21 protein-coding genes are annotated in these 23,331 nt (G+C 73.5%); 9 read left to right on the forward strand and 12 right to left on the reverse strand.

Features of this window, described 5'->3' with window-relative positions; translation table 11 throughout:
- Window positions 1-129: 129 nt before the first annotated feature.
- Together ACZLMO_RS06350 and ACZLMO_RS06355 are read right to left on the reverse strand one after the other, a co-directional pair.
- Window positions 130-768, reverse strand: a complete 639-nt coding sequence (locus tag ACZLMO_RS06350) for a hypothetical protein (protein WP_463653213.1) — start codon at window positions 766-768, stop codon at window positions 130-132.
- Between the two features lie 65 nt (window positions 769-833).
- The gene (locus tag ACZLMO_RS06355; protein ID WP_463653214.1) at window positions 834-1,841 is read right to left on the reverse strand and encodes an aldo/keto reductase family protein; all 1,008 of its coding nucleotides are present in this window, start codon (window positions 1,839-1,841) and stop codon (window positions 834-836) included.
- 42 nt (window positions 1,842-1,883) lie between these two features.
- Between ACZLMO_RS06355 and ACZLMO_RS06360 the strand changes: the two genes are divergently transcribed.
- Window positions 1,884-2,630, forward strand: coding sequence for an SRPBCC family protein (locus tag ACZLMO_RS06360; protein ID WP_463653215.1), 747 nt, complete (start codon window positions 1,884-1,886; stop codon window positions 2,628-2,630).
- Window positions 2,631-2,710: 80 nt separating this feature from the next.
- Here the strand turns inward: ACZLMO_RS06360 and ACZLMO_RS06365 are convergent, their stop codons facing one another.
- From ACZLMO_RS06365 to ACZLMO_RS06380, 4 genes are all read right to left on the reverse strand, one after another.
- Window positions 2,711-3,589 carry an HAD-IIA family hydrolase gene (locus tag ACZLMO_RS06365; protein ID WP_463653216.1) on the reverse strand — a complete coding sequence of 293 codons (879 nt, stop codon included), beginning with the start codon at window positions 3,587-3,589 and terminating at the stop codon, window positions 2,711-2,713.
- Between the two features lie 179 nt (window positions 3,590-3,768).
- Window positions 3,769-4,215, reverse strand: a complete 447-nt coding sequence (locus ACZLMO_RS06370; protein ID WP_463653217.1) for a thiol-disulfide oxidoreductase DCC family protein — start codon at window positions 4,213-4,215, stop codon at window positions 3,769-3,771.
- A gap of 104 nt (window positions 4,216-4,319) precedes the next feature.
- Window positions 4,320-5,105: a cyclase family protein gene (locus ACZLMO_RS06375; RefSeq protein ID WP_425713925.1), complete on the reverse strand. Its 786-nt coding sequence runs from the start codon at window positions 5,103-5,105 to the stop codon at window positions 4,320-4,322.
- Window positions 5,106-5,196: 91 nt separating this feature from the next.
- Window positions 5,197-5,595 carry a RidA family protein gene (locus tag ACZLMO_RS06380; RefSeq protein ID WP_463653218.1) on the reverse strand — a complete coding sequence of 133 codons (399 nt, stop codon included), beginning with the start codon at window positions 5,593-5,595 and terminating at the stop codon, window positions 5,197-5,199.
- Between the two features lie 187 nt (window positions 5,596-5,782).
- Here ACZLMO_RS06380 and ACZLMO_RS06385 point away from each other — a divergent pair, with 187 nt between their 5' ends.
- Window positions 5,783-7,480 carry a thiamine pyrophosphate-binding protein gene (locus tag ACZLMO_RS06385; protein ID WP_463653219.1) on the forward strand — a complete coding sequence of 566 codons (1,698 nt, stop codon included), beginning with the start codon at window positions 5,783-5,785 and terminating at the stop codon, window positions 7,478-7,480.
- A gap of 56 nt (window positions 7,481-7,536) precedes the next feature.
- Window positions 7,537-8,340 (forward strand): sulfite exporter TauE/SafE family protein, encoded by an 804-nt coding sequence (locus tag ACZLMO_RS06390; protein WP_463653220.1) that lies wholly within the window; start codon window positions 7,537-7,539, stop codon window positions 8,338-8,340.
- 58 nt (window positions 8,341-8,398) lie between these two features.
- Here the strand turns inward: ACZLMO_RS06390 and ACZLMO_RS06395 are convergent, their stop codons facing one another.
- Together ACZLMO_RS06395 and ACZLMO_RS06400 are read right to left on the reverse strand one after the other, a co-directional pair.
- Window positions 8,399-10,360, reverse strand: a complete 1,962-nt coding sequence (locus ACZLMO_RS06395; protein ID WP_463653221.1) for a BCCT family transporter — start codon at window positions 10,358-10,360, stop codon at window positions 8,399-8,401.
- Window positions 10,361-10,427: 67 nt separating this feature from the next.
- Complete coding sequence (locus ACZLMO_RS06400; protein ID WP_463653222.1) at window positions 10,428-11,015, reverse strand: TetR/AcrR family transcriptional regulator; 588 nt, start codon at window positions 11,013-11,015, stop codon at window positions 10,428-10,430.
- A gap of 115 nt (window positions 11,016-11,130) precedes the next feature.
- Here ACZLMO_RS06400 and ACZLMO_RS06405 point away from each other — a divergent pair, with 115 nt between their 5' ends.
- Entirely contained in the window at window positions 11,131-11,631 is a 501-nt protein-coding gene (locus tag ACZLMO_RS06405) for an SRPBCC family protein (protein ID WP_463653223.1), read from the forward strand.
- A 21-nt stretch (window positions 11,632-11,652) separates the two neighbouring features.
- Here the strand turns inward: ACZLMO_RS06405 and ACZLMO_RS06410 are convergent, their stop codons facing one another.
- From ACZLMO_RS06410 to ACZLMO_RS06420, 3 genes are read right to left on the reverse strand one after another with little or no spacing between them, the layout of a single operon-like run.
- Window positions 11,653-12,933: an acetyl-CoA C-acyltransferase gene (locus ACZLMO_RS06410; protein WP_463653224.1), complete on the reverse strand. Its 1,281-nt coding sequence runs from the start codon at window positions 12,931-12,933 to the stop codon at window positions 11,653-11,655.
- Window positions 12,930-13,583 carry a CoA transferase subunit B gene (locus tag ACZLMO_RS06415; protein ID WP_463653225.1) on the reverse strand — a complete coding sequence of 218 codons (654 nt, stop codon included), beginning with the start codon at window positions 13,581-13,583 and terminating at the stop codon, window positions 12,930-12,932. Before ACZLMO_RS06415 ends, ACZLMO_RS06410 begins: the two co-directional genes overlap by 4 nt.
- A gap of 4 nt (window positions 13,584-13,587) precedes the next feature.
- Window positions 13,588-14,403: a CoA transferase subunit A gene (locus ACZLMO_RS06420; protein ID WP_463653226.1), complete on the reverse strand. Its 816-nt coding sequence runs from the start codon at window positions 14,401-14,403 to the stop codon at window positions 13,588-13,590.
- Window positions 14,404-14,643: 240 nt separating this feature from the next.
- Between ACZLMO_RS06420 and ACZLMO_RS06425 the strand changes: the two genes are divergently transcribed.
- From ACZLMO_RS06425 to ACZLMO_RS06445, 5 genes are all read left to right on the forward strand, one after another.
- Window positions 14,644-15,456 (forward strand): VOC family protein, encoded by an 813-nt coding sequence (locus ACZLMO_RS06425; protein WP_425713914.1) that lies wholly within the window; start codon window positions 14,644-14,646, stop codon window positions 15,454-15,456.
- Between the two features lie 279 nt (window positions 15,457-15,735).
- Window positions 15,736-17,382, forward strand: a complete 1,647-nt coding sequence (locus ACZLMO_RS06430) for a DEAD/DEAH box helicase (RefSeq protein WP_425713913.1) — start codon at window positions 15,736-15,738, stop codon at window positions 17,380-17,382.
- A gap of 453 nt (window positions 17,383-17,835) precedes the next feature.
- The gene (locus ACZLMO_RS06435) at window positions 17,836-20,718 is read left to right on the forward strand and encodes an alpha-amylase family glycosyl hydrolase (protein WP_425713912.1); all 2,883 of its coding nucleotides are present in this window, start codon (window positions 17,836-17,838) and stop codon (window positions 20,716-20,718) included.
- Window positions 20,719-20,764: 46 nt separating this feature from the next.
- On the forward strand, window positions 20,765-21,328 hold the full coding sequence (locus ACZLMO_RS06440) for an L-2-amino-thiazoline-4-carboxylic acid hydrolase (protein ID WP_425713911.1): 564 nt from the start codon (window positions 20,765-20,767) through the stop codon (window positions 21,326-21,328).
- Window positions 21,325-22,614, forward strand: a complete 1,290-nt coding sequence (locus ACZLMO_RS06445; protein ID WP_425713910.1) for a hydantoinase/carbamoylase family amidase — start codon at window positions 21,325-21,327, stop codon at window positions 22,612-22,614. The genes ACZLMO_RS06440 and ACZLMO_RS06445 overlap by 4 nt, the downstream gene beginning before the upstream one ends.
- A gap of 201 nt (window positions 22,615-22,815) precedes the next feature.
- Here ACZLMO_RS06445 and ACZLMO_RS06450 read toward each other — a convergent pair whose 3' ends face one another.
- Window positions 22,816-23,208, reverse strand: coding sequence for an ectoine synthase (locus ACZLMO_RS06450; protein WP_425713909.1), 393 nt, complete (start codon window positions 23,206-23,208; stop codon window positions 22,816-22,818).
- Between the last annotated feature and the right edge of the window lie 123 nt (window positions 23,209-23,331).

Below are 23,331 nucleotides of genomic sequence, written 5' to 3' on the forward strand. Positions count from 1 at the left end.
GCCGCAGGACTGAGCGGTCGGCGGACCGGGGGTGCGTCGTCGTCGGGGGTGATGCGTCGGTCGGTGCGTACCGCCGACCCCCGCCGTGACACGTCGTCAGGACATCGTCGGCGGTCGACCGGACCGAGCTCATGACCGGGTGGTCGGACCGAGCTCGCGGGCGCGCCGGCGCACGTCGAGGACGAACGGCCGCAGCGTCTCGAGGACCGCGGGATCCCCGCTGAGCAGCAGGTCGACGACTCGGTGGTCGTCCACCGGCACCGCCGTGGCGTCCGGCCGGGCGGAGCCGACCTCTCCGTTCCGGCACCCCTCGGCCGCGCGGGTGAGGGCGGCGCGACCGGCCTCGGACAGGTGGTCGAGGCCCAGGACGGGGGAGTCGATCCGGTCCGCGCCCGCCGTCCACGTGAACCTCGCGGAGCTCCCGTCCAGGACGAGCCACCATCGCCCCGTCTCGACGAGTGCGTGCCGTCGGTAGGCGTGGTCGAGCTGCCGCTGCGGGAACGTGCGCACTACGTGGTCACCCATGAGCGCGCGTCGCACCGCGAGCTGCGGAGGGACGACGACGAGCAGCAGGTACGCGGTGCCGGCCGCCCACAGCGCCACGGCGCCGCCGAGGACGACCGCGGTCCGGGCCGTTCCCCAGTCGTCCCAGCCCGTGACCAGGCCGACGAGCGCCGCCGCGAGGGCGGCCCCCAGCACCGCCCAGACGGGCGAGACCGCGAGGGCGCGCCGACGTGGCTCGGGCGGCAGGCCGGGGTGGTCCGTCATCGCGGTGGTGTGCCCTCGTCCGGTGCTGCTCGGGGGGCGTCCGTGTGCCGGTGCACCGCGCGCCCTCAGCTGAGCCTGGCCGCGGGCGTCCGCTCGGCGGTGCGGGCGGGATCGCGCTCGACGACGTCCCCGAGCGCGTCGTCGATGCGGGCCATGAGCTCGGGCTCGAGCCGGACGCCGGCGGCCTTGACGTTCTCCGTGACCTGCTCGGGGCGGGAGGCGCCGACGAGCGCCGCGGCGACGTTCTCGTTCTGCAGCACCCACGCGATCGCGAGCTGCGACATCGTCAGCCCGGCCTCGTCGGCGAGCGGGCGCAGCTCCTGGACGCGGGTGAGGACCTCGGGCGTCATCCAGCGGGAGATCGCCTTCTTCGTCGACTCGTGGGCGGCGCGCGACCCGGCGGGCGCCTCGGCGCCCGGGAGGTACTTGCCGGACAGGACGCCCTGCGCCATCGGGCTCCACACGATCTGGGACAGGCCGAGCTCCTCGGAGGTGGGGACGACCTCCTCCTCGATGACGCGCCAGAGCATCGAGTACTCCGGCTGGCTCGAGATGAGCTGGAAGCCGAGCTGGTGGGCGAGCGAGACGCCGTCGCGGATCTGCTCGGTCGTCCACTCGCTCACGCCGATGTAGAGGGCCTTGCCCTGCCGCACGACGTCCGCGAACGCCTGCATCGTCTCCTCGAGCGGCGTCTCCACGTCGTAGCGGTGGGCCTGGTAGAGGTCGACGTGGTCGGTGCGCAGCCGGCGCAGCGAGCCGTCGATCGACTCCATGATGTGCTTCCGCGAGAGCCCGGAGTCGTTCGGACCCTTGGGCCCGGTCGGGTGGTACACCTTCGTGAAGATCTCGAGGGACTCGCGGCGCTCGCCGGCCAGCGCCTCGCCGAGGACGGACTCGGCGGCGGTGTTCGCGTAGACGTCGGCGGTGTCGAAGCTCGTGATGCCGGCGTCGAGGGCGGCGCGGACGCACGCGGAGGCGACGTCGTTCTCCACCTGGGACCCGTGCGTGAGCCAGTTGCCGTAGGTGATCTCCGAGATCTTCAGGCCCGAACGGCCGAGGTAGCGGTGCTCCATGCGGACGAGCGTATGCCCGTCCCGCCCGGCTAGCGTGCTCTCATGCCCCACGACGGCGACAACACCCGCCCGGCGAGCCCCCCCGACGACGACAGGCCGGGTTCGCCGGACGGCCAGGACGCGCACGGTCACGGCGAGGCGGCCGGCGGCCACGACGACACGCACTCCCACGGTGCCGATGACCATGCGGGGCACTCCCACGGAGCGCCGCTCGCGCCCGACGACCCCCGGCTCCTGCGCGCCCAGCAGCGGCTCGACGAGGCCCGCGCCGCCGTGCGGCCGTCCGGGCTGCCGGCCCCCCGCGCGACCGGGACGGTCACGCCGGGCACGACTCCCGGGCGGGTCCACCTCGTGGTCTCCCGACGCCTCCCGGTCCCGCAGTCGGTGGCCTGGTACAACCTCGCCACGAGCGACGGGCTGGCCCGCTGGTACGGGCCCTACGACGGCGATCCGGCGTCGGGCCGCATCGACGTGACGATGCTGGCCGAGGAGGGCCACCCGACGATGCCGATGGACGTCGTCGAGTGCCGGGCGCCCGAGCGGTTCGTCGTGCGCTCGGTCGGCGAGGGTGCCTGGGAGCTCGCGATCGACCTCCAGCCCGACGTCGAGGCCTGCTTCGTCACCCTCACCCACCTCGACCTCGACCCGGCGATGGTCGGCGACGTCGGGCCGGGGTGGGAGTTCTACATGGACCGTCTGCTCGCGGCCGAGAGCGGGGGCGATCCGACGGCCGTCGACTTCGCCGAGTACCACCCGGCGATGGCGGAGCACTTCACCGCCCAGCTCTGACGGCGCCTGGAACGACGACGGGCGCCCGGCCGGTGGCTCGGGCGCCCGTCGGGCGGGGGCGGTGGGGGAGTTGCTCGGGGTTACTTGACGCCGCGGAGGCGGTCGGTGAGCGAGGTGGGCTTCTCGGTGGGCTCGGCCACGATGCGGGCGTGCTTCTCGACGAGGGGGACGACGTCGGCGATCGAGTCGAGGACCCGGGTGGCCTGGTAGGGGAAGCGGTCGACCAAGTCGGGCCGCGTGGAGCCGGTGAGGACGAGGATCGTGCGCATGCCGGCCTCGAGGCCCGACTTCACGTCGGTGTCCATCCGGTCGCCCACCATGACGGTGAACTCCGAGTGGGCGTCGAGGCGGTTGAGCGCGGAGCGCATCATCAGCGGGTTGGGCTTCCCCACGAAGTAGGGCGTCTGGCCGGTGGCCGCCGTGATGAGGGCGGCGACGGAGCCGGTCGCGGGCAGCGTGCCGGCGGGCGAGGGGCCCGAGACGTCCGGGTTGGTGGCGATGAACCGCGCACCGTTCTCGATGAGTCGGATGCCGCGGGTGATGGCCTCGAACGAGTAGGTACGGGTCTCGCCGAGCACCACGTATGCGGGATCGCGCTCGGTGATCGTGTAGCCGGCCTCGTGCAGGGCGGTGGTCAGGCCGGCCTCGCCGATGACGTAGGCGGTGCCGCCGGGGCGCTGCGTGCGCAGGAACTCGGCGGTCGCGAGGGCGGAGGTCCAGATGGACTCCTCGGGGATGTCCAGGCCCGAGGCGAGCAGGCGGGCGCGCAGGTCGCGCGGGGTGTAGATCGAGTTGTTGGTGAGCACGGAGAAGGGCAGGTCGGCACTCTTGAGCGCGTCGATGAAGTCGACAGCGCCGGGCAGGGCGCTCTCCTCGTGAACGAGAACGCCGTCCATGTCGGTGAGCCAGCTGTCGACGGGCTTGACCTCGTCGAAGGAGGGCAGGTGGGGCGTGTTCATGCCTCCAGTGTTCCGGGTCCGGCCGCCGGGGGTAAGGACCCAGCGCACCAACAGGCGGTGAACCGAGTCACCAGGAGCGCCGTCGGTAACGCGGACGAATCGTTCACGTTTCGGACGGGCGACCGTGGGGTGACGATCCGGGGCGCCGTCGGGCGACCGGGGTCCCCGTACCCCCGACCTCACACGGTGTGCGCTGACGCAGCCGACGGCGTCGGTGTGGTCGGCACCTGACCTGTGAGGTCGGCGCTGCGACCGCCGACGCCCGCGGGCAGCTCGCACGCCGCGGTGCCGCCCGGCAGCCGTCCGCGGTTCCGTGCGACGAGGCCGTAGACCCACGCCGCGGCCGGTCGAAGTGGTCGGGCGTCGATCGCGGCCCCGGCCGCGCGCAGCCAGGCGGGACCCGTCGCGAGCGCGGCGGCGATGCCCCGGGCGCCGTACCGGACCTCGCCGGACGGAAGGACGAACGGGATCTCGCGCGTCGCACGGTCAGGATCGACCCCGAGCTCCGCCAGGCGCGCCGGCCGGATCGGCTCGATCCCGCAGCCCAGACCGCGGCGGCCGAGCCATGCGGCGAGCCGGGTGCAGATCCCGCAGTCGCCGTCGAAGAGGAGGTGTCCGTCGGGCATGCCACCACGGTACGCGGGGCTCCGAACCGCACTCTCGACCACGACGATCGGCCCAGCCCGGCCCCGTCCGGCTCGCCCGCCCCGCCGTCGGACCTCGACGCGCCTCAGCGCTCGACGAGAGCGAGCGCGCGCGTCGGGGACCCGGACCCGCCGACGATCTTCAGCGGCGACGTGACGATCACGGCCCCGGTGGTCGGCAGCAGGTCGAGGTTGCGCAGCTGGGAGAGCCCGTACTTGCCGTTGCCGAGGAAGAAGTGGTGGCACGGGAACAGCGGGTCGAACCCGCCGGCCGCCCCGGCGTCGGTCCCGACGGTCTCGACGCCGAGCCCCTGCAGCGGCGTCTCCTCGGCGACCCACCGCGCCGCCTCGACCGACAGCCCCGGGGACGTCGGGCCGTCCTCGGTCCGGTTGATCATCTCCTCCTGGGTCTGCCTCGACGACCAGCCGGACCGCACGAGCAGCCAGCCACCGTTCGGCAGCCCGGTCTCCTTCGCGAACGCCTCGACCTGCTCGCGCCCGACCACGTACCCGGGGTCCGCAGCGACCTCCGCCGTGACGTCGAGGACGACCGCCGGTGCCACGAGCGCGCCGACGGGGACCGAGGCGATGTCCGCTCCGTCCTTGCCGCTCGCCCAGTGGTTCGGGGCGTCGAAGTGCGTGCCCGTGTGCTCGCCGGTGCGGAAGTTGTTCCAGTACCAGGCCGGCCCTCGGTCGTCGTAGCGGCTGATCTCCTCGAGCTCGAACCTGGCGGTCTGCCCGAACTGCTCGGGCAGCTCGAGGATCGGGGTCGAGCTCGTCAACGGGGCGGTGAGGTCGACGATCTCGACCGCACCGGAGGTCAGCGCCTCGGTGAGGGCGGCGAGGACGGACGGGCGGGCCTGCTCGGTCATGCGGATCTCCTTGGTGCCGGTGCGCGGACGGGACGGTGCGGGCGGACGGGCCCGGACAGGACGGTGCTGCGGTGCTGCGGTGCCGCGGTGCTCAGGGCACCACGGCGGTGACCTCGATCTCGACGAGCATGCCGGGCACGGCCAGCCCCGTCACGCCGACGATCGACTGCGCCGGGTGCTCGCTCGAGCCCTGGACCTCCTCGATGCCGTCGGTGATGACGGCGTGCTCGGTGGGCCGGGTCGTGAAGACGGTGCGGCGCACCACGTGCTCGAGGCCCGCCCCGACCGAGGCCAGCGCGATCTCGAGGTTGCGCATGGCGGCGACGGTCTGCTCGCGGAGGTCGTCGCCGCCGATGACCGAGAAGTCGGGGGCGAGGGCGGCCTGGCCGGCCACGTAGATCGTGCGGCCGGGGGGCGCGACGGTCACGTGGCTGAAGCCGGGGGTCGGATGGAGCTCGGTCGGACTGACCAGCTCGCGCTGCTCGGACATGGGTCTCCTCCGGGGGGTGAGGTGTGTCCGTCCCGCGAACGCGGGCACGGCACTGTGCGACACGCGTCACCATAGGGCGGGGCGGCCCCCGTGGCTCCCCCGTCTCACAAGTTCACCGGCCACGAGACGCGACCGCCCACGGGCGGCCCGTCCACCCCATGCCCCCGACGACGACAGGCGGTCCCCGATGGATCCGATCAGCGCACCCGACCTCCCCGCGGGCTCGACCGTGGCCGACCTCGTGGGGTGGGCCCTCGCGCGGCTGGGCGCCGGGCACTGCTTCGGCGTCGTCGGCTCGGGGAACTTCCACGTGACGAACGCGCTGCGGACCTACGGCGTGCCGTTCACGGCGAGCCGGCACGAGGGTGGCGCCGCCGTCATGGCCGACGCGTACGCACGCATGTCCGGCCAGGTCGCCCTCGTCTCGGTCCACCAGGGCTGCGGGCTGACGAACGCGGTGACCGGGATCGTCGAGGCGGCGAAGTCCCGGACGCCGATGATCGTGCTCGCCGCCGAGACCGCGCCCGCAGCGGTGCGCTCGAACTTCGCCATGGACCAGCCGGGCCTCGCCCGCTCCGGCGGAGCCGTCCCGGACCGCGTCCACTCCGCCGCGAGCGCCTTGACCGATGTCGTCCGCGCGTTCCGCACCGCCCGCAACCAGCGCCGCACGGTGGTCCTCAACCTGCCCCTCGACGTCCAGGCCCAGCCCGCTCCGCCGGTCGACCCCCCCCTCCTTGACGTCGCACCCCCGCAGACCGTCCGGCCGTCCGGTGACGCCGTCGTCCGCCTGGCGGACCTCCTCGAGCGGGCGGAGCGGACGGTCCTCGTCGCGGGCCGCGGCGCCCGCGGGGCCGGGCCGGAGCTCCGTCTCCTCGCGGCGCGCGCCGGCGCCCTCCTCGCCACCTCGGCCGTCGCGAAGGGCCTGTTCGAGGGCGACCCGTTCGACCTGGGGATCTCGGGCGGCTTCTCCTCGCCGACGACGGCGGACCACATCGCCGGCGCGGACCTCGTCGTCGGCGTGGGCTGCACCCTCAACATGTGGACGATGCGCCACGGGCGGCTGATCTCGCGGGGCACGACGGTGGTCCAGGTCGACGTCGAGGACGAGGCCCTCGGCGCGAACCGACCGATCGACCTCGGCGTGCTCGGCGATGCCGCCGAGACCGCCACGGCCGTGACCGAGGAGCTCGAGCGGCGCGGGACCACCCGGACCGGCTACCGCACGGACGAGGTCCGGGCCCGCATCGCGTTCGGCTCGCGCTGGCGGGACGTCCCGTTCGAGGACGCCTCGACGGGGGAGCGGATCGACGCCCGGACCCTGACCCGCACGCTCGACGACCTGCTGCCCGCCGAGCGGATCGTCTCGATCGACTCCGGCAACTTCATGGGCTACCCGAGCCAGTACCTGTCCGTCCCGGACGAGAACGGCTTCTGCTTCACCCAGGCCTTCCAGTCGATCGGGCTCGGCCTCGGCACGGCGATCGGCGCCGCCCTCGCCCGCCCGGACCGCCTTCCCGTCCTCGGCACCGGCGACGGCGGGTTCCTCATGGCCGTCGCCGAGCTCGAGACCGCGGTCAGGCTGCGCCTGCCACTCGTCGTCGTGGTCTACGACGACGCCGCCTACGGCGCCGAGGTCCACCACTTCGGGGTCGACGACGACGGACCGACCGGTGCCGACATGTCGACCGTCACCTTCCCCGACGTCGACGTGGCCGCGATCGCCCGCGGGTTCGGTGCCGAGGGCGTCGTTGTCCGAGGGGTCGGCGATCTCGAGGCGGTGCGCGAGTGGGTCACCGGTGATCGGGACCGGCCCCTCGTCGTCGACGCGAAGATCGCGAACGACGGCGGCGCGTGGTGGCTGCAGGAGGCCTTCCGCGGGCACTGACGGGGCGGGATCTCGGCTCGGACTACGGTGTGCGTCGGGATCGAGCCGGAGGACGGATGGAACTGACGGAGCTGGCGCTGCTCGCCGTGGTGGCGGTGGCGGCGGGCGCCGTCAACGGCGCCGTGGGCTCGGGCTCCCTCATCACGCTGCCCGCCCTGCTCTCTCTCGGCTTCGCGCCGGCGTCGGCGCTCGTGACGAACACGATCGGCATCCTGTTCTCCGCCGTCGGCGGATCGTTGCGCTACCGCAAGGACCTGGCGAAGGAGGGGCCGTCCCTCAGGCCGCTCATGCTGATGTCCGCGCTCGGCGCGGCGGTCGGCGCCACGATGCTGCTCATCTCGCCGCCCGGGGCGCTGCAGGTCGTCGTCCCGTTCCTCATCGTCGCCGCGATCCTGCTCGTCGTGCTCCAGCCCGTGATCGTGCGCGCGGTTGGCCGCCGGCGTGAGCGTCGCGCGGCCGCGGGCGACACCCTCGCGCGGCAGGACCGCGGACCGTACGGCTCGCGCGGCCTCCAGGCCTCGATGTTCGGCGCCTCGATCTACGGCGGCTACTTCACGGCCGCCCAGGGGATCCTCTACATGGGCATCCTCGGGTCGTTCACCGGGAAGCCGCTCGCCGAGGTCAACGGCGTGAAGAACTTCCTCAGCGTCATCGTCAACCTCGTGGCGGCGCTCTTCTACACGGTCGCGTTCTTCACCGGCGACGCCGACGTCGTGTGGGTCGCCTCCGCCGCGATCGGCGTCGGCTCGCTCGTGGGCGGTTACCTCGGGGCCGACGTCGCGAAGCGTCTGCCGTCCGTCGTGCTGCGCGGGATCATCGTCGTCGTCGCGCTGTTCGCGCTCGTGCGCGAGCTGCTCTGAACCGGACGGGCCGGGCCGGACCCCGAGGAGGCCCGACCCGGCCCGGAACGCGCGACCGTCAGCCGTCAGACTTCCCGCGCCGACCCTTGCCGCGCTCATTGCCGCCGTCCTCACGGCGCTCCTTGCCGCCGCTCGAGCTCCGGGCAGGGCCGCCCTCGCGCCGGTCGAAGATCCCCCGGCTGCGGGAGATCCGGTAGTCGATCCGGTTGTCGACGAACCGCTCGAGCTGGGGCAGCTTGTCGATCTTCCCGGCGATCTCCATGCGGGTGAGCTCGCTGGCGGTGCCGATGCGTTGCATGAGCTCCTCCCGCTCGAGGATCTGGGAGTCGATGCGCAGTGCTCGGATGGTCGCCCACGCCATGAGGAGCAGGACGATGCTGAACGGCAGGGCGGTGGCGAGCGCCGCCGACTGCAGCGCTCCGAGCCCGCCGGCGAGGAGCAGCGCGGCGGCGAGGAGGCCCTCGAGCGCCGCCCACAGCACGCGCGACCAGACCGGGGGGTTCGGGTGCCCGCCGGACGCGAGCATGTCGACCACGAGGGACCCGGAGTCCGAGGACGTGATGAAGAAGATCGCGACCAGCAGGATGCCGACGATCGAGAACACCTGGCCCATCGGCAGGTCGCCGAGCACCTGGAACAGAACTGCCTCGACGCCGACCTCGCCGTTCTCGACGAGGTCGCCCTCGCCGAAGAACTGCCGGAACAGACCCGTCCCGCCGAGGACGGAGAACCAGAGGAAACCGACGATCGTCGGGACGAGCAGGACGCCGGCGATGAACTGACGGACCGTCCGGCCGCGCGAGATGCGGGCGATGAACACGCCGACGAAGGGCGACCAGGAGATCCACCAGCCCCAGTAGAAGATCGTCCAGTCCTGGTACCAGGTGGAGGCGCCCTCGCCGCGGTAGTAGGCGCCCACGTCGAACGTCATGCCGATGACCCCGGCGAGGTAGGCGCCGAGCGACTCGACGAAGTTCTGCAGGAGGAAGACGGTCGGGCCCAGGAGCAGCAGGCTGATGAGCAGCAGGCCGGCGATCGAGAGGTTGACGTTGGACAGGATCTTGATGCCGGCGCCGAGGCCGCTGATGACGGAGAGCGTGGCGAGGAAGGTGATGCCGATGATGAGGATGACGAGCAGCGTGTTGTCGACCTCGTCGACGATGCCGATCTCGGCCATGCCCGCGGAGATCTGACCGACGCCGAGACCGAGCGAGGTCGCGACGCCGAAGACGGTGCCGAAGATGGCGAGGATGTCGATGATGTCGCCCGTCCAGCCCTTGACCCGGTCGCCGAACAGGGGCTCGAGGGCCCAGCGGATCGAGACCGGGCGGCCACGGCGGTGGATCGCGTAGGCGAGGGCGAGGCCGATGACGGCGTAGATCGCCCAGGGGTGCAGGCCCCAGTGCAGGAACGTCTGGGCCATCGCGTGCGCCGACATCTCGGCCTCGTCACCGCTCCAGCCGGGCTTCGGCTCCGTCGTGGCGAAGGTCAGCGGCTCGCCGACGCCGTAGAAGACGAGGCCGATACCCATGCCGGCGGCGAAGAGCATCGCGAACCAGGACAGGAGACCGAACTCGGGCTTCTCGCCGTCGTGGCCCAGCGTGATGCGGCCGTACTTCGACAGCCCGATGCCGATCGCGATGACGACGAAGGCGCCGACCGCGAGCATGTAGTACCAGCTGAGGTTCGTCGTGATCCACGTCTGGACGCTCGTGAAGACGTCGCTGGTGGTGTCCGGGAGGGTCACGGCCATGATCGCGACCGCGAGGATGACCACGAGCGCGGGCCAGAACACCCGGGGCGCCACGAGTCCCCACCCGATGCGGACGCCGTGGGCGCGGAGCTTGTCGGCGATCTCGTCGTCGGTGTCGTCGTCCGCGATCTGCACCTCGCTGGGCAGATGGACCGTCTCGGGGAGGTCGTCGGGCACGCCGGGGAGCGAGATGTTCGGGTCCTGGGTGCCTTCGTCGTCGGCCGTGGGTGCGCCGGTGGGCGGCGTGCCTGGCTCGTTCGTCGTCACGTCATTCCGATCGTCGCGGTCGTGGGGGTTGGTCCAGGTTGTCCACCTCTGGGCCGGTGCGCAAGTGTCAGGCGGTGCGCGAGGGCTTCTCGAGCACCGTGACCAGGGTGTCGGCGACGGCATCGGCGTCGAGGCTCGAGGCCGGTCGACGACGGAGGACGAGCTGACCCCAGACCGCGCCCATGCCCAGCGTGAAGGCGTGCGTGACGCGGTCCGGCACGCCCGGCAGACGGTCGGCGTGGTGCGCGAGCAGGGCGCCGAAACCCGCCTCGCGGGCGTCGAACCACCGCACGACGACGTCGTTCACCTCGTCGGACTCGGCGCGTGCTCCGAGCAGCGCGTCGATGACCACCCGGTAGCGGGTGACGCCCTCCGCGGTGCGGCGCAGGAGCGCGGCGAGGTCGCGCCGGGGGTCGTCGGTCGCCTCGGCGTCGATCTGGCGGCTCGCGGCGTCGGTGATCGCCTCGAGCAGGAGGTCGGCGCGGGCCGGCCATCGGCGGTAGACGGTCGCGCGGTGGACGCCGGCGTGGGCGGCGACGGCGGCGTGCGTGACGGCCGGCCAGCCGCCCGTCTGCAGCAGGGCCATCACGGCGGCGCGCACGAGCTCGGGGGTCGCAGTCCGGCGCGTGGGGGAGGGGCGCGGGTCTGTTGACATGCCCGCACCCTACTGCGACAGTTGTCGCATGAGCGAGATGCGACAGTTGTCGCAAGTGTGCGATGACGGTCACCGGACGAGCGCGCGGGCAGGGCGGGGTGGATCCACGCGAGCCGTGCGACGGCTCCTTGCGGTGGGCGTGCCCGTCGCCGTCGTGGCCGGACTCGCTCTCACCGGGACCGGTCTGGTCGGCGCCCGTGAGGTCCGGGCCGAACGCTGGGTCGACGCCTCGCCGCAGGAGGTGTGGGAGGTCCTCACCGGGTCCGACCGGAGCGGGGACCCGTTTCTCGTGCGGCTCGACGGCGATCTCGTCGAGGGCGCGACGCTGGGCATCACGGTGCAGCCCGTCGACGGCGGGTCGATGGACTTCTCGCCCGTCGTCCTCGAGGTGAGCCCCGGCGAGGCGCTGCGCTGGCGCGGGACGTTCGGGGTGCGCGGCATCGTCGACGGAGTGCACGTGTGGGAGCTCGACGAGGTCGACGGTGGGACGCAGATCGTGCAGAGCGAGCGCTTCACCGGCGTCGCGGTCCCGTTCCTCGGCGGCATGCTCGACGGCACGCAGGCCGGGTTCGAGGCGCAGCTCGAGTGGGTCGCGGGGCAGGTCGGCAGCGACTGAGCCGACCTGCCCGCGCCCCGCTCAGCGCTCGAGCAGCAGCGCGTCGCCCTGCCCGCCGCCGCCGCACAGGGCCACGGCCGCGCGGCCGGTGCCGGCGCGTACGAGCTCGTGCACGGCGTGCGCGGCCAGTCGCGCGCCGGACGCGCCGATGGGGTGGCCGAGCGCGATGGCCCCGCCGTGGGGGTTGATCCGTTCGTCGTCGGGGGCGAGGCCGAGCACGCCGGCGCTCGCGACGGCGACCGCGGCGAAGGCCTCGTTGATCTCGACGTGGGCGAGGTCGTCGACCCCCCAGCCCTGCCGGTCCAGCGCGGCGGCGATCGCGTTGCCGGGCTGGTCGTGCAGCGAGGAGTCCGGGCCGGCGACCTGGCCGGAGGCGCGCACGGTCGCGAGGGCCGCCCACCCGTTGGCCTCGGCGGTGGACCTGCGGGCGAGAACCAGGGCGGCGGCGCCGTCGCTGATCTGGGAGGCGTTGCCCGCGGTGATCGACCCCTCGGGCGTGAAGGCCGGCCGCAGCTTCGCCAGGGACTCGGGGGTGGTGCCGGCGCGCAGCCCGTCGTCGGCGTCGACGACCGTGTCGCCCTTGCGGCCCGTGACGGTGACCGGCGCGATCTCGGCGTCGAACCGGCCCGAGTCCTGGGCGGCGGCCGCCCGCTCGTGCGACGCCGCGGCCACGGCGTCCTGCTGCTCGCGGGTGAGGCCCGGGTGGTCGGCCGCGCTGTAGCGGTCGGTGTCCAGCCCCATCGCGTTGCCCGAGACCGCGTCGGTCAGGCCGTCGTGGGCGAGGTGGTCGACCGCGGTGCGGTCCCCGTACGCCCACCCCTTGCGGGTCCCACCGAGCAGGTGGGGGGCCTGGGACATCGACTCCTGGCCGCCGGCGACGACGACCTCGGCCTCGCCGAGGCGGATGAGCCGGGCGCCGTCGATGATCGCGGCCAGCGAGGACAGGCAGACCTTGTTGATCGTCGTCGCGTGCGCGCCCGGGTGGACCCCGGCCGCGAGCCCGGCCTGCCGCGCCGGGTTCTGGCCGGCGCCGGCCTGGAGCACCTGGCCCATGAGCACGACGTCGACGGCCTCCTCGCACACGCCCGCCTGGCCCATCGCCGCGCGGATCGCCGTGGCACCCAGCTCGACGGCGGACAGGGTCGCCAGCTGACCGTTGAACCGCACGAACGGCGTGCGTGCCGCGCCCACGATCACGACGTCGTCCGGCGAGGCGCCCGCCCCCTGGGCGGCGCCGGTCGTCGTCGTGCGCGTGTCCGTGCTCTCCGGCCCTGACGCGCCCGCGGTGCCCGCCGCGCTCATGCCGTGGCCCGCAGGTGCTCGGCCACGGTGACGTCGGCACCGGTGGCGGCCACGACCTCGTCGGTGGTCACGCCGTCGGCGAGCTCGACGAGGACGAGGCCGTCGTCGGTGACGTCGAGGACGCCGAGGTCGGTGATGACGCGGTCGACCACGCCGGTGCCGGTCAGGGGCAGATCGCAGGTGGTGAGGATCTTCGGCTCGCCGGCCTTGTTCTGGTGCTGCATGAGCACCACGACCCGGCGCGCGCCCTGGACCAGGTCCATGCCGCCGCCCGGGCCCTTGACCATCTTCCCCGGGATCATCCAGTTCGCCAGGTCCCCGCCGGAGGAGACCTGCATGCCGCCGAGGATCGCCACGTCGATCTTCCCGCCGCGGATCATCGAGAACGACATCGCCGAGTCGAAGAACGCCGCGCCCGGCAGCACCGTCACGGTCTGCTTGCCCGCGTTGATGAGGTCCGGGTCGACCTCGTGCTCGAAGGGGAACGGCCCGACGCCGAGGATCCCGTTCTCCGACTGGAAGCTCAGCTCCACGCCTGCGGGGAGGTAGTTCGGCACGAGGGTCGGCAGCCCGATCCCCAGGTTGACGTAGTCGCCGTCGGTCAGCTCGCTCGCCGCCCGCGCGGCCATCTGCTCCTTGCTCCACGCCATATCGTCAGGCCTCCTCGTTCTCTGTGCGCACGGTCCGCTTCTCGATCGGCTTCGACCCCTCGGTGGCCGGCGCGTGGACCAGGCGGTGCACGAACACCCCCGGCAGGTGGATGTCGTCCGGGTCGAGCTCGCCGGGCTCGACGATCTCCTCGGCCTCGACGATCGTCACCTTCCCGGACATCGCCGCCAGCGGGTTGAAGTTCCGCGAGGACTTGTTGAACACGAGGTTCCCGTGCCGGTCCGCCACGAGCGCGTGCACGAGCGCGAAGTCCGCCCGGATCGCCTCCTCGAGCACGTACGAGCGAGGCTCCCCGTCGACGACGAACGTCCGCGTCTCCTTGGGCGCCGACGCCTTGGCCACCGTCCCGTCCGCGTTGTACACCTGCGGCAGGCCGCCCAGCGCGAACTGCGTCCCCACGCCCGTGGGGGTGTAGAAGGCCGCGACGCCGGAACCCCCCGCGCGCAGGCGCTCCGCGAGGGTGCCCTGCGGGTTGAGCTCGACCTCGAGGGTCCCGCCCAGGTACTGCGACTCGAAGTCCTTGTTCTCGCCGACGTAGCTGGCGACCATCTTCCGCAGCCGCCCCGCGCCCAGCAGCACGCCGAGCCCCACGCCCTCGATCCCGCAGTTGTTCGACACCACCGTGAGGTCGTCCGCGCCCTGCGCCAGCAGCGCGTCGATCAGCGACGACGGGTTGCCGGACAGACCGAACCCGCCCACCGCCAGCAACGACCCCGAGCCGATGTCCGCGACGGCCTCGGCCGCCGAGCCCACCACCTTGTCCAGACCACGCCCGGTCGCGAGCCGCTCACTCACCGTCATGCGTCGACTCCCTCGTCGTGTCGTCCTTCTCGGTCCCGACGGAGGGGCTCGTGGGCCTGTCCGCCAAAGGTGAACCGATCGTCAGGTTGGGGAGATCATGCCATTCCGAGGGGTGATCTGGCGAGAGGTGAGCGGTTGGGCGGGCGAGGAGCGGTCGGCGGGGCCGAGGCCCAGCGGCATAGGCTGGATGTGACAGCGACCGCTCGCGTCCCGTCCCGGGGCGCCGTTGGGAGGACCGTCTTGGCCACGTCACGAACGACCGGTAAGCCGACCGGGCAGAGCGAGGCCCCGGCCCCCGCGCGCCCGCGCAGCTACGGCACGGGCGACCCCGCCTGGATCGAGCTCTGCGTCCCCGACACCGAGCGCGCGGCCGAGTTCTACCGTCGGCTGTTCGGGTGGGAGCACAACCGGCCGGCGGGGGAGAAGCTCTCGTTCGGCCTGCTCGAGGGCGAGCGCGTGGCGGGCTTCCGGCCCATCGACGAGGGCGGGTCCGGCCGGTGGTCGGTCTACCTCGCCACCGACCACCTCGAGGGCAGCGTGACGGCGGCGGAGTCGGCCGGGGCTACCGTGCTCGTGCCGCCGCAGGCGTCGGCGTCGTGGGGGCGGTTCGCCGTCCTCACCGATCCCACGAACGGTGAGGTGGGCCTGTGGGAGGCCGAGATCCTCAGGGGCGTCCAGGCTCAGCCGGGCAACGGGACGCCGGTGTGGTTCGAGCTGGCGTCGATCGACCACGACGCCGCCGTGACCTTCTACGGCGACGCGCTGGGTTGGGACTGCCGGGAGCTCGAGCGCTCCGAGGAGCTGACGTACACGGTCCTCGGCGACGCGCCCGACGGCGGCGCGGGGATCACCGGCCTGCAGGACTGGCCGGACGTGCGCTCGCGCTGGGCGATCTACTTCGGCACCCCCGACACCGACGCCTCGGTCCGCCGGGTCGTCGAGATCGGGGGGACCGTCGTCGTCGAGCCCCGGGACACCCCGTACGGGCGGCTCGCCGCCGTCGCCGACGACCAGGGCGCCGTCTTCCACCTCATGGGGCCCGCCGACGACTGAACCAGGGCTGCGCGGGTGCGGTCCGGCGGGGCGTTCGCGTCTCGACGGGTGGCCCGCGCGTGCGACGAGCGCGCCCCGCGGGTGACCGCCGGCAGCGAGACCTCGGTCTCGCTGCCGTCCCCCGGGGTGCCCGTGTGACGTAGTCTGGACCCGCAGTCCGTGCACTCCTCGTCCCGGGCTGCCGGCGCCGCGGGACCACCCGCCGCCAGCGCCCCCGTCGCGACCTGCGCGGGACGAGCGCCCGGACGGGGACGACGACGGACGGACATCACCCCCTCCATGACGACTGCCTTCGCACGCCTCGGCGTGCCCCAGAACCTGCTGACCGTGCTCGAGCGCGCCGGCATCACGACCCCCACGCCCATCCAGGCCGCCACGCTCGCGGACTCCTTCGCGGGACGCGACGTGCTCGGCCGCGGCCGCACCGGCTCGGGCAAGACCTACGCGTTCTGCCTCCCGCTCGTCGGGCGCCTCGCGGCCGTCGACCGGCCCCGCCGTACGTCCGGCGGTCGCCCGCGCGCGCTCATCCTCGCGCCGACCCGCGAGCTCGTCCTGCAGATCACCGAGACCCTCGACCCGCTGGCGAAGGCCGCGGGCCTGACCACCCGCACCGTGTTCGGCGGGGTCGGCCAGAACCCGCAGGTCACGGCGCTGCGTTCCGGTGTCGACATCCTCGTCGCCTGCCCGGGCCGCCTGCTCGACCTCATGGGTCAGGGCGAGGCGCGGCTCGACGGGATCGAGATCGTCGTCCTCGACGAGGCCGACCACATGGCCGACATGGGCTTCCTCCCGATGGTCCGCCGCATCCTCGACACCGTCCCGCGCGCCGCCCAGCACCAGCTGTTCTCGGCCACGCTGGACGCCGGCGTCGACGTGGTGGTGAAGAAGTACCTCACCGACCCGGTCGTCCACGAGGCCGACTCCGCCACCGCGCCGCCCCCCACCTCCGCGCACCACGTGCTGCAGGTCCGCGACGACGAGCGGATCGACGTCGTCGCCGAGCTCGCCGGCAAGGCTGAGCGGGCGATCGTCTTCACCCGCACCAAGCACGGGGCCAAGCGCCTGACCAAGCAGCTCGGCTCGCGCGGGCACCAGGCCGTCGAGCTGCACGGCAACCTCGGCCAGGGCGCGCGGCAGCGCAACCTCGAGGCGTTCCACTCGGGATCGGCCCCCACGCTGGTCGCCACCGACATCGCGGCGCGGGGGATCCACGTCGACGACGTCGCGCTCGTCGTCCACGCCGACCCGCCCACCGAGCACAAGGCCTACCTGCACCGCTCCGGGCGCACCGCTCGCGCCGGCGCGTCGGGCACCGTGGTCACGCTGTCGACCGACGCCCAGACCTCTGACGTGCGCACCCTCATGCGTGCCGCCGGCATCCGGCCCACGCTGCACCGGGTCCGACCGGGCGACGGCGTCCTCGCCGAGATCGCCGACGGCAGCGCGAAGGAGAACCCGGTGGCCGAGGTGCCGGCGGCCGGGGGGCGTGGTGGCGCCGGCGGGGGTGCTGGTGCGGGCGGCGGCCCCGGTGCCGGTGGTGGCGCGCGGGGTGGCCAGGGCGGTGGCCGCGCCGGCCAGGGCTCCGGCGGTGGTTCGGGCTCCGGCTCGGGTGGTGGTCGGCGGCGCGGAGGTCGTGGCCGAGGTCGTGGTCGCTCCGGTGGGCAGGCCCCGCTCGTCGAGCACGGCAACTGGCAGGGTGCGCGTCAGGGCGCGGGCCGAGGCGGCCGGGACGCCGCGCAGCAGGGCGGCGGTCGCTCGGGCGGCGCCGGCCAGGGCGGCGGTCGTCATGGCGGGGCCGGGCAGACCGGTGGTCGCCAGGGCGGCGGGCACGCGAGCAGCGGTGCGCCGGTGCAGCGCCCGGCCGGTTCGGGAGCGTCGCGCCGCGGCCCGCGCCGTGCGACGCGCCCCTCGACCGACCAGGGCTGATGCCCACTCGGCCGACCCAGGTCGAGGCGCACTCGGCCGACCGAGGCTGATAAGCTTGTAGTTGACCCAGGCTGACGAGCTCGCGGCCGTCCAGGCCTGTCTGCCCCTCCTGCGCATCTTCGCCGCGGCGAGATCAGGGGAAGACGGACGAGATCAGGGGAAACAACCCCTGCTCTCGTGACCGATCCCCCCATCTCGTGGGGCAGTCGTTCCCGACCAGCGGCGGTGGTCCGGTCCCCGCACTCGTGGCACGGTCCCCGCACTCGTGGCACGGTCCCCGCACTCGTGGCACGGTCCCCGCACTCGTGGCACGGTCCCCGCACTCGTGGCACGGTCCCCGCACTCGTGGCACGGTCCCCGCACTCGTGCGGCATCCCGCTGATCTCGTCGCTGCCACGCGGACTGCCGCTCCGACGCCGGGCGGTGCAGCTCGGTTCCCGACACAATGGACGCATGGCACGAAGCAACGGGATCCCTGACGCCGTCGGCAAGGCCCTGGTCGCGCTGACGGCCGTGGGGGCCGGCGTCGTCACGGCGGTCTCCGCCCGACGGCTGCGCCGGTCGACCGACATGGCGAACCGGAAGGCGCGGCGCCGCGGCCCGCTCGAGCTCGAGGCCGGCCCGGCGCGCCCCCAGCTCGACGCCCGCGCGCGCGACGAGGCGCCCACCGCACCGACGCCCCCGAGCACGACCACCTCGTCGGCCCCGGGGTCCGCGGCCCCTGGTGGCCTCGCGGGCACACCTGCGGGCACGACGACGCCGCACGGGACCACCACCGAACCGGCACGCTCCTTCGCCCCACGACCCACCGATCCAGCGATCCACCGCGACGACGAGGAGGGCGCTGCCATGACGGCGACGCCGACGCCCACGCCCGGACCGACGAGCGACGACACGACCACCAGCGACGACACGACCTCCAGCGACGACACGTCGGCCTCCGCCACCGGCGAGACGCCCACCCCGGTCGACGAGGCGTCATGGTCCACCGCGACCTACCCGCTCGGGGCCCACGCCGCACTCTCGACCGACACCGACACCGGCACCGGCACCACCACCCCCACCTCGCGCACGACCTTCGCGGTCCACGCGCCCCTCGCCACCCGCGTCCTGCTCGAGATCTACCCGAGCGCGACCGGTGCCGACGCGTCCGCGGAGTTCGACACGCAGCGCGGCGAGGACGGCGTCTGGCGCGCGGCCGTCGCGGGGGCGGGCCACGGCACCCTGTACGGCTACCGCGTCTGGGGTCCCGGTTTCGAGCCGGACGACGCCTGGTCGCGCGGCGGCTCGGCGGCCGGCTTCAGCGCGGACCTCGACGAGGTGGGCAACCGGTTCAACCCCAACAAGGTCCTCCTCGACCCCTACGCCCGCGAGATCACGCACAACCTGTCCTCCCCGCTCATCGGCGAGTCCGGTGGCACGCCGGAGGACTTCGCCGGCGGTCCGGAGCCCCACGCGCAGCAGGGTCGTCCCCGCCGGGAGGTCGACACGGGGCGGATCGCACCGAAGGGGATCGTCGTCGTCGACGAGACGTCCGTCGGCACCCGCCCCCACCTCCCGCCCGAGGGGACGAGCATCTACGAGGCGCACACGCACGCGCTGACGGCGCACCCGTCCGTCGCCACCCTCGGGGACGACCTCGCGGGTCGCCGCGGGTTCGCGGACGTGCGCAACATCGACGACGACGCGCGCGGCACCTACAAGGGCGTCGCCCAGCTCGCGCCCTACCTCAAGGGCCTGGGCCTCACCACGCTCGAGCTCCTCCCGGTGCAGGCCACGGACACCACCGCCCGGCCCGGTGACGACGGGACGTCGAACTACTGGGGCTACATGACGCTCGCGTTCTTCGCCCCCAACCGGGACCTGGCCGCCGACCAGAGCCCCGGTGGGCCGACCCGCGAGTTCAAGGAGATGGTCCGCGCGCTCCACGACCAGGGCATCGAGCTGTACATCGACGTCGTCTTCAACCACACGGGCGAGGGCGGCAGCTGGGGCGGTGACCCGGCCACGTCCGCGTTCGTCTCGATGGGCGGCTTCGCGACCGAGGAGTACTACGTCCAGACGGACGACCACGTCCTCGTCGACGGCGCGACGGGCACCGGCAACCAGGTCAACTTCTCGTCGGAGGTCTCGCAGCGCCTCGTGCTCGACTCCCTCGCGTACTGGACCGACGTCATGGGCGTCGACGGCTTCCGGTTCGATCTGGCGCCGGTGCTCGGTCGCAAGCCCGACGACGCCGCCCGCGAGGACTGGGAGGCGCAGAAGGAGTTCCACACCCTCCACCCGCTGCTCACGTCGATCCGCGACCTGGCGGCGGACCGGAAGGTCGAGGTGATCGCCGAGGCATGGGACCTGTGGGGCTACGAGGTCGGCAACTTCCCCGCCGGCTGGGGGGAGTGGAACGGCCGGTTCCGCGACGCCGTGCGCGACTTCATGCGCGGCGAGGGCTCGACCATGGCGTTCGTCGAGCAGGTCAACGGCGACTGGGCGCACTTCCACGACCAGGGCGGCCCCCCGCGCTCGATCAACTTCGTCACCGCGCACGACGGCTTCACGCTCCTCGACCTCGTCTCCTACAACGACAAGGTCAACGACGGCCCGCCCCCCTTCGGCCCGTCCGACGGCGGTGCGGACGACAACCGCTCGTGGGACTCCGGCGGCGACCAGGCGCTGCGCCGGGCACGCCTGCGCTCGTTCCTCACGGTCCTCTTCCTCGCGCGGGGCGTGCCGATGATCGTCGCCGGCGACGAGCTCGGCCGCACCCAGAACGGCAACAACAACCCGTGGTCCCTCAACTCGGTCGGGATGTGGACCAACTACGGGTTCGCGACGACGAACAGCCCCACGCAGCTGCCCGTCGACCCGAGCGGCGAGGTCGAGGCGGCCTACCACGACAACGTCGGCGAGGCGGCGACCCCCGAGGGCACCAGCCCCTTCCTGCCCTTCACGCAGGCGCTCGCCCACCTGCGGCGCGTCGAGCCGGCGCTGCGGCAGCGCGAGTGGGGCGGCGTGCACCTCGACGACGGCGACGTCACCTACCTCTTCACGGCCCCCGACGCCGAACGGGGCACCGAGGAGGGCGACCGCGCGGTCCGCGTGCACGTCGACGGATCCCCGGTCGGCGGCCACGACTACCTCCTGTGCGTCAACATGACGACCGAGGTGGCGCGGTTCGCGCTCGGCGGCGAGCACGACGATCTGCGGTGGCGCCGGGTCGTCGACACCGCGGCGTGGGCCGAGGAGGACGGCAACGTCTGGCCGACCCCGGTGGCCGAGATCGTCGAGGGGCACTACGCGGTCCAGCCGTGGACGGTGGCGCTGCTCCAGCTCGCCTGACGCGCTCCCGCTTCCCCGATATGCACAGGGGGCGGACACTGGTCCCATGACCACGCCGACCCACGACGACGACCTGCCCATCCTCACCCGCCGCCGGATCGAGGCCGCGATCCTCGCGCCGGTGTACCGCATCCTCGTGCGCGACCTCGGCGAGGAGCGGGCCAAGGAGATCCTCTCCGAGGCGATCCGCGAGGACGCCCGGGCCCAGGGGGCCCGCCTGGCCCAGCGCGAGCCGGGCGGCTCCAACCTGCGGACGTTCATCGACCTGCAGCACCTGTGGCTTGCCGACGACGCCCAGGAGATCGAGACCATCGAGGCCACCGACGAGGTCTACTCCTACGACGTCCACCGCTGCCGCTACGCCGAGACGTACCAGGAGATGGGGCTCGGCGACATCGGTGAGCTGCTCTCGTGCACGCGGGACTTCGAGTTCCCCCACGGCTACGACCCGAGCATCACGCTCGAGCGCACGCAGACGATCATGTCCGGGGCCTCGCACTGCGACTTCCGCTACCGCCGCCCGGCCGGCGCACCGAACGCCCACGCGGTCTCGGGCGCGCACGACTCCGCGGAGGTCGCGCACGTCGCCGCCGAGGAACGGGACCGGTGAACGCCCCCGCTGCCACCCCGACCATCGACGGCGACCGGCTCTGGGCCGACCTCGAGCACGTGAGCACGTTCGGCGCGACCGCGGCGGGCGGGCTCCACCGCCTCGCGGCGGGGCCCGACGACGCCGACGCCCGCGCCTGGTTGCGCGACCGCGCGGGCGAGGCCGGGGCGGTCGCGCGTGTCGACCGGGTGGGGAACGTGTTCCTCCGTCGTCCCGCCGCTGGGGCCGACGACGCCGAGGAGGACCGCCGGGCGATCCTCATCGGCTCCCACCTGGACTCGCAGCCGACCGCGGGGCGGTACGACGGGGTGTACGGCGTCGTCGCGGGCCTGGCCGTCCTCGACGCGCTCGACCGCGCGCGTCACGCGACACGGCACCACGTCGAGCTCGTCGACTGGACGAACGAGGAGGGCGCCCGGTTCGCGCCGATGATGGGCGGCAGCTCCGTGTACGCGGGACGGCTCGCCGCCGAGACCGCCCTCGCCTCCCGCTCGCGCGAGGGGCTCGACGTCCCGGGCGCGCCCGAGGGGCAGACCCTCGCCGAGGCGCTCGCCGACGTCGGCTGGGCCGGTACCGACACGGTCACCCCGGACGAGCACGCCGCCTACCTCGAGGCGCACATCGAGCAGGGCCCGCTGCTGGAGGCCGAGGGCCTGACGGTCGCCACGGTGACCGGCGTGCAGGCGATGTGCTGGCTCGAGGTCGAGCAGACCGGCGCGCCCGCGCACGCCGGCACGTTCCCCATGGAGTCGCGCAGGGACGCCCTCGTCGCCGCCGCGCGGGTGGTGACCGACGTGCACGCGATCGGCCTGGCCCGCCCCGAGGTGGGACGCGCGACGGTGGGCCGCCTGGTGGTCGGGCCCGGCTCCCCGAACGTCGTGCCGGGCAGCGCGAGGTTCACGGTGGAGCTGCGGCATCCCGACGCCGCCGAGCTCGACGCGATGGCCGGCGAGGTGCGTGCCGCCGTCGAGCGCGCCACGGACGGGGGAGTGACCGCCCGGGTGACGGAGACGTCGAGGGCCGAGCCCGTGACGTTCGACCCGCTCGTGCGCGACGCCGTGACGCGGGCGATGAGCGAGCTGGGGCATCCGCCGCGGGAGCTGGTCTCGGGCGCGGGGCACGACGCCGTGCAGGTCGCCTCGCGGGTGCCGACCGGGATGCTGTTCATCCCGTGCGTCGGCGGCGTCTCGCACGCCGAGGAGGAGGCGATCACCCCGGAGTGGGCGCTCGACGGCGCCGAGGTGCTGCTGCGCGCGGTCCTCGACCTCGACGCCCGCCTCCCGTAACGGCGGGCATACCCGGACCGGCCCCGTCTGGCGAGTGAGCGGCAAGCCGCCTGACGAGTGAGCGTGGCAACGCCTCGTCGGCGAGCAATCGCGTCTCAACCTGACGAGTGAGGGGGTTCTTCCGCGAGCACGCGGAAGAACCCCCTCACTCGTGGCGGGTAGTCCCCTCACTCGTCGGTAGGGGACTCCGCCGGTCCTCGGTCAGGCCTCGGTCGGGCCGTAGGACGAGAAGCCGCCGTCGACGAGCTCGTGGGCCTCGTCGCCGTTGATCGGCGGGTTGAAGATCGAGACGAGGATGAGGTCCTCGTCCTCGCCGCCCTGGAGGTAGTGGGCGTCGTGCTCGTCGAGCACGTAGATGACGCCGGGCGTGATCTCGTAGCGCGTCTGACGGTCCTCGCTGACGACGTAGCCCTTGCCCCCGATGCAGTAGCAGGCCTCGAGGTGGTTGCGGTACTGGAGCGCCGCCTCGGTGCCCTTGCGGACGACCGTGTGCGCGACGGCGAACCCCATGCCGTCCTTCTTGGTCAGCACGCGCTGGCTCGTGCCCTGGCCCCACTCGACCTTGGGGACCTCGTCGATCGACCGGATGAACATGCAACCTCCTCGTGATGGGTGGGCGCCCCGGTGCTGCCGCGCCGCGCGCGGCCCGATGCGGGCGCCCCATCGATACTAGGTCCGTCCGGTTCGCCCGTCGGATCCGGTCGTCCGAGCGGCGGG

Source organism: Georgenia sp. G2120 (assembly GCF_055326485.1).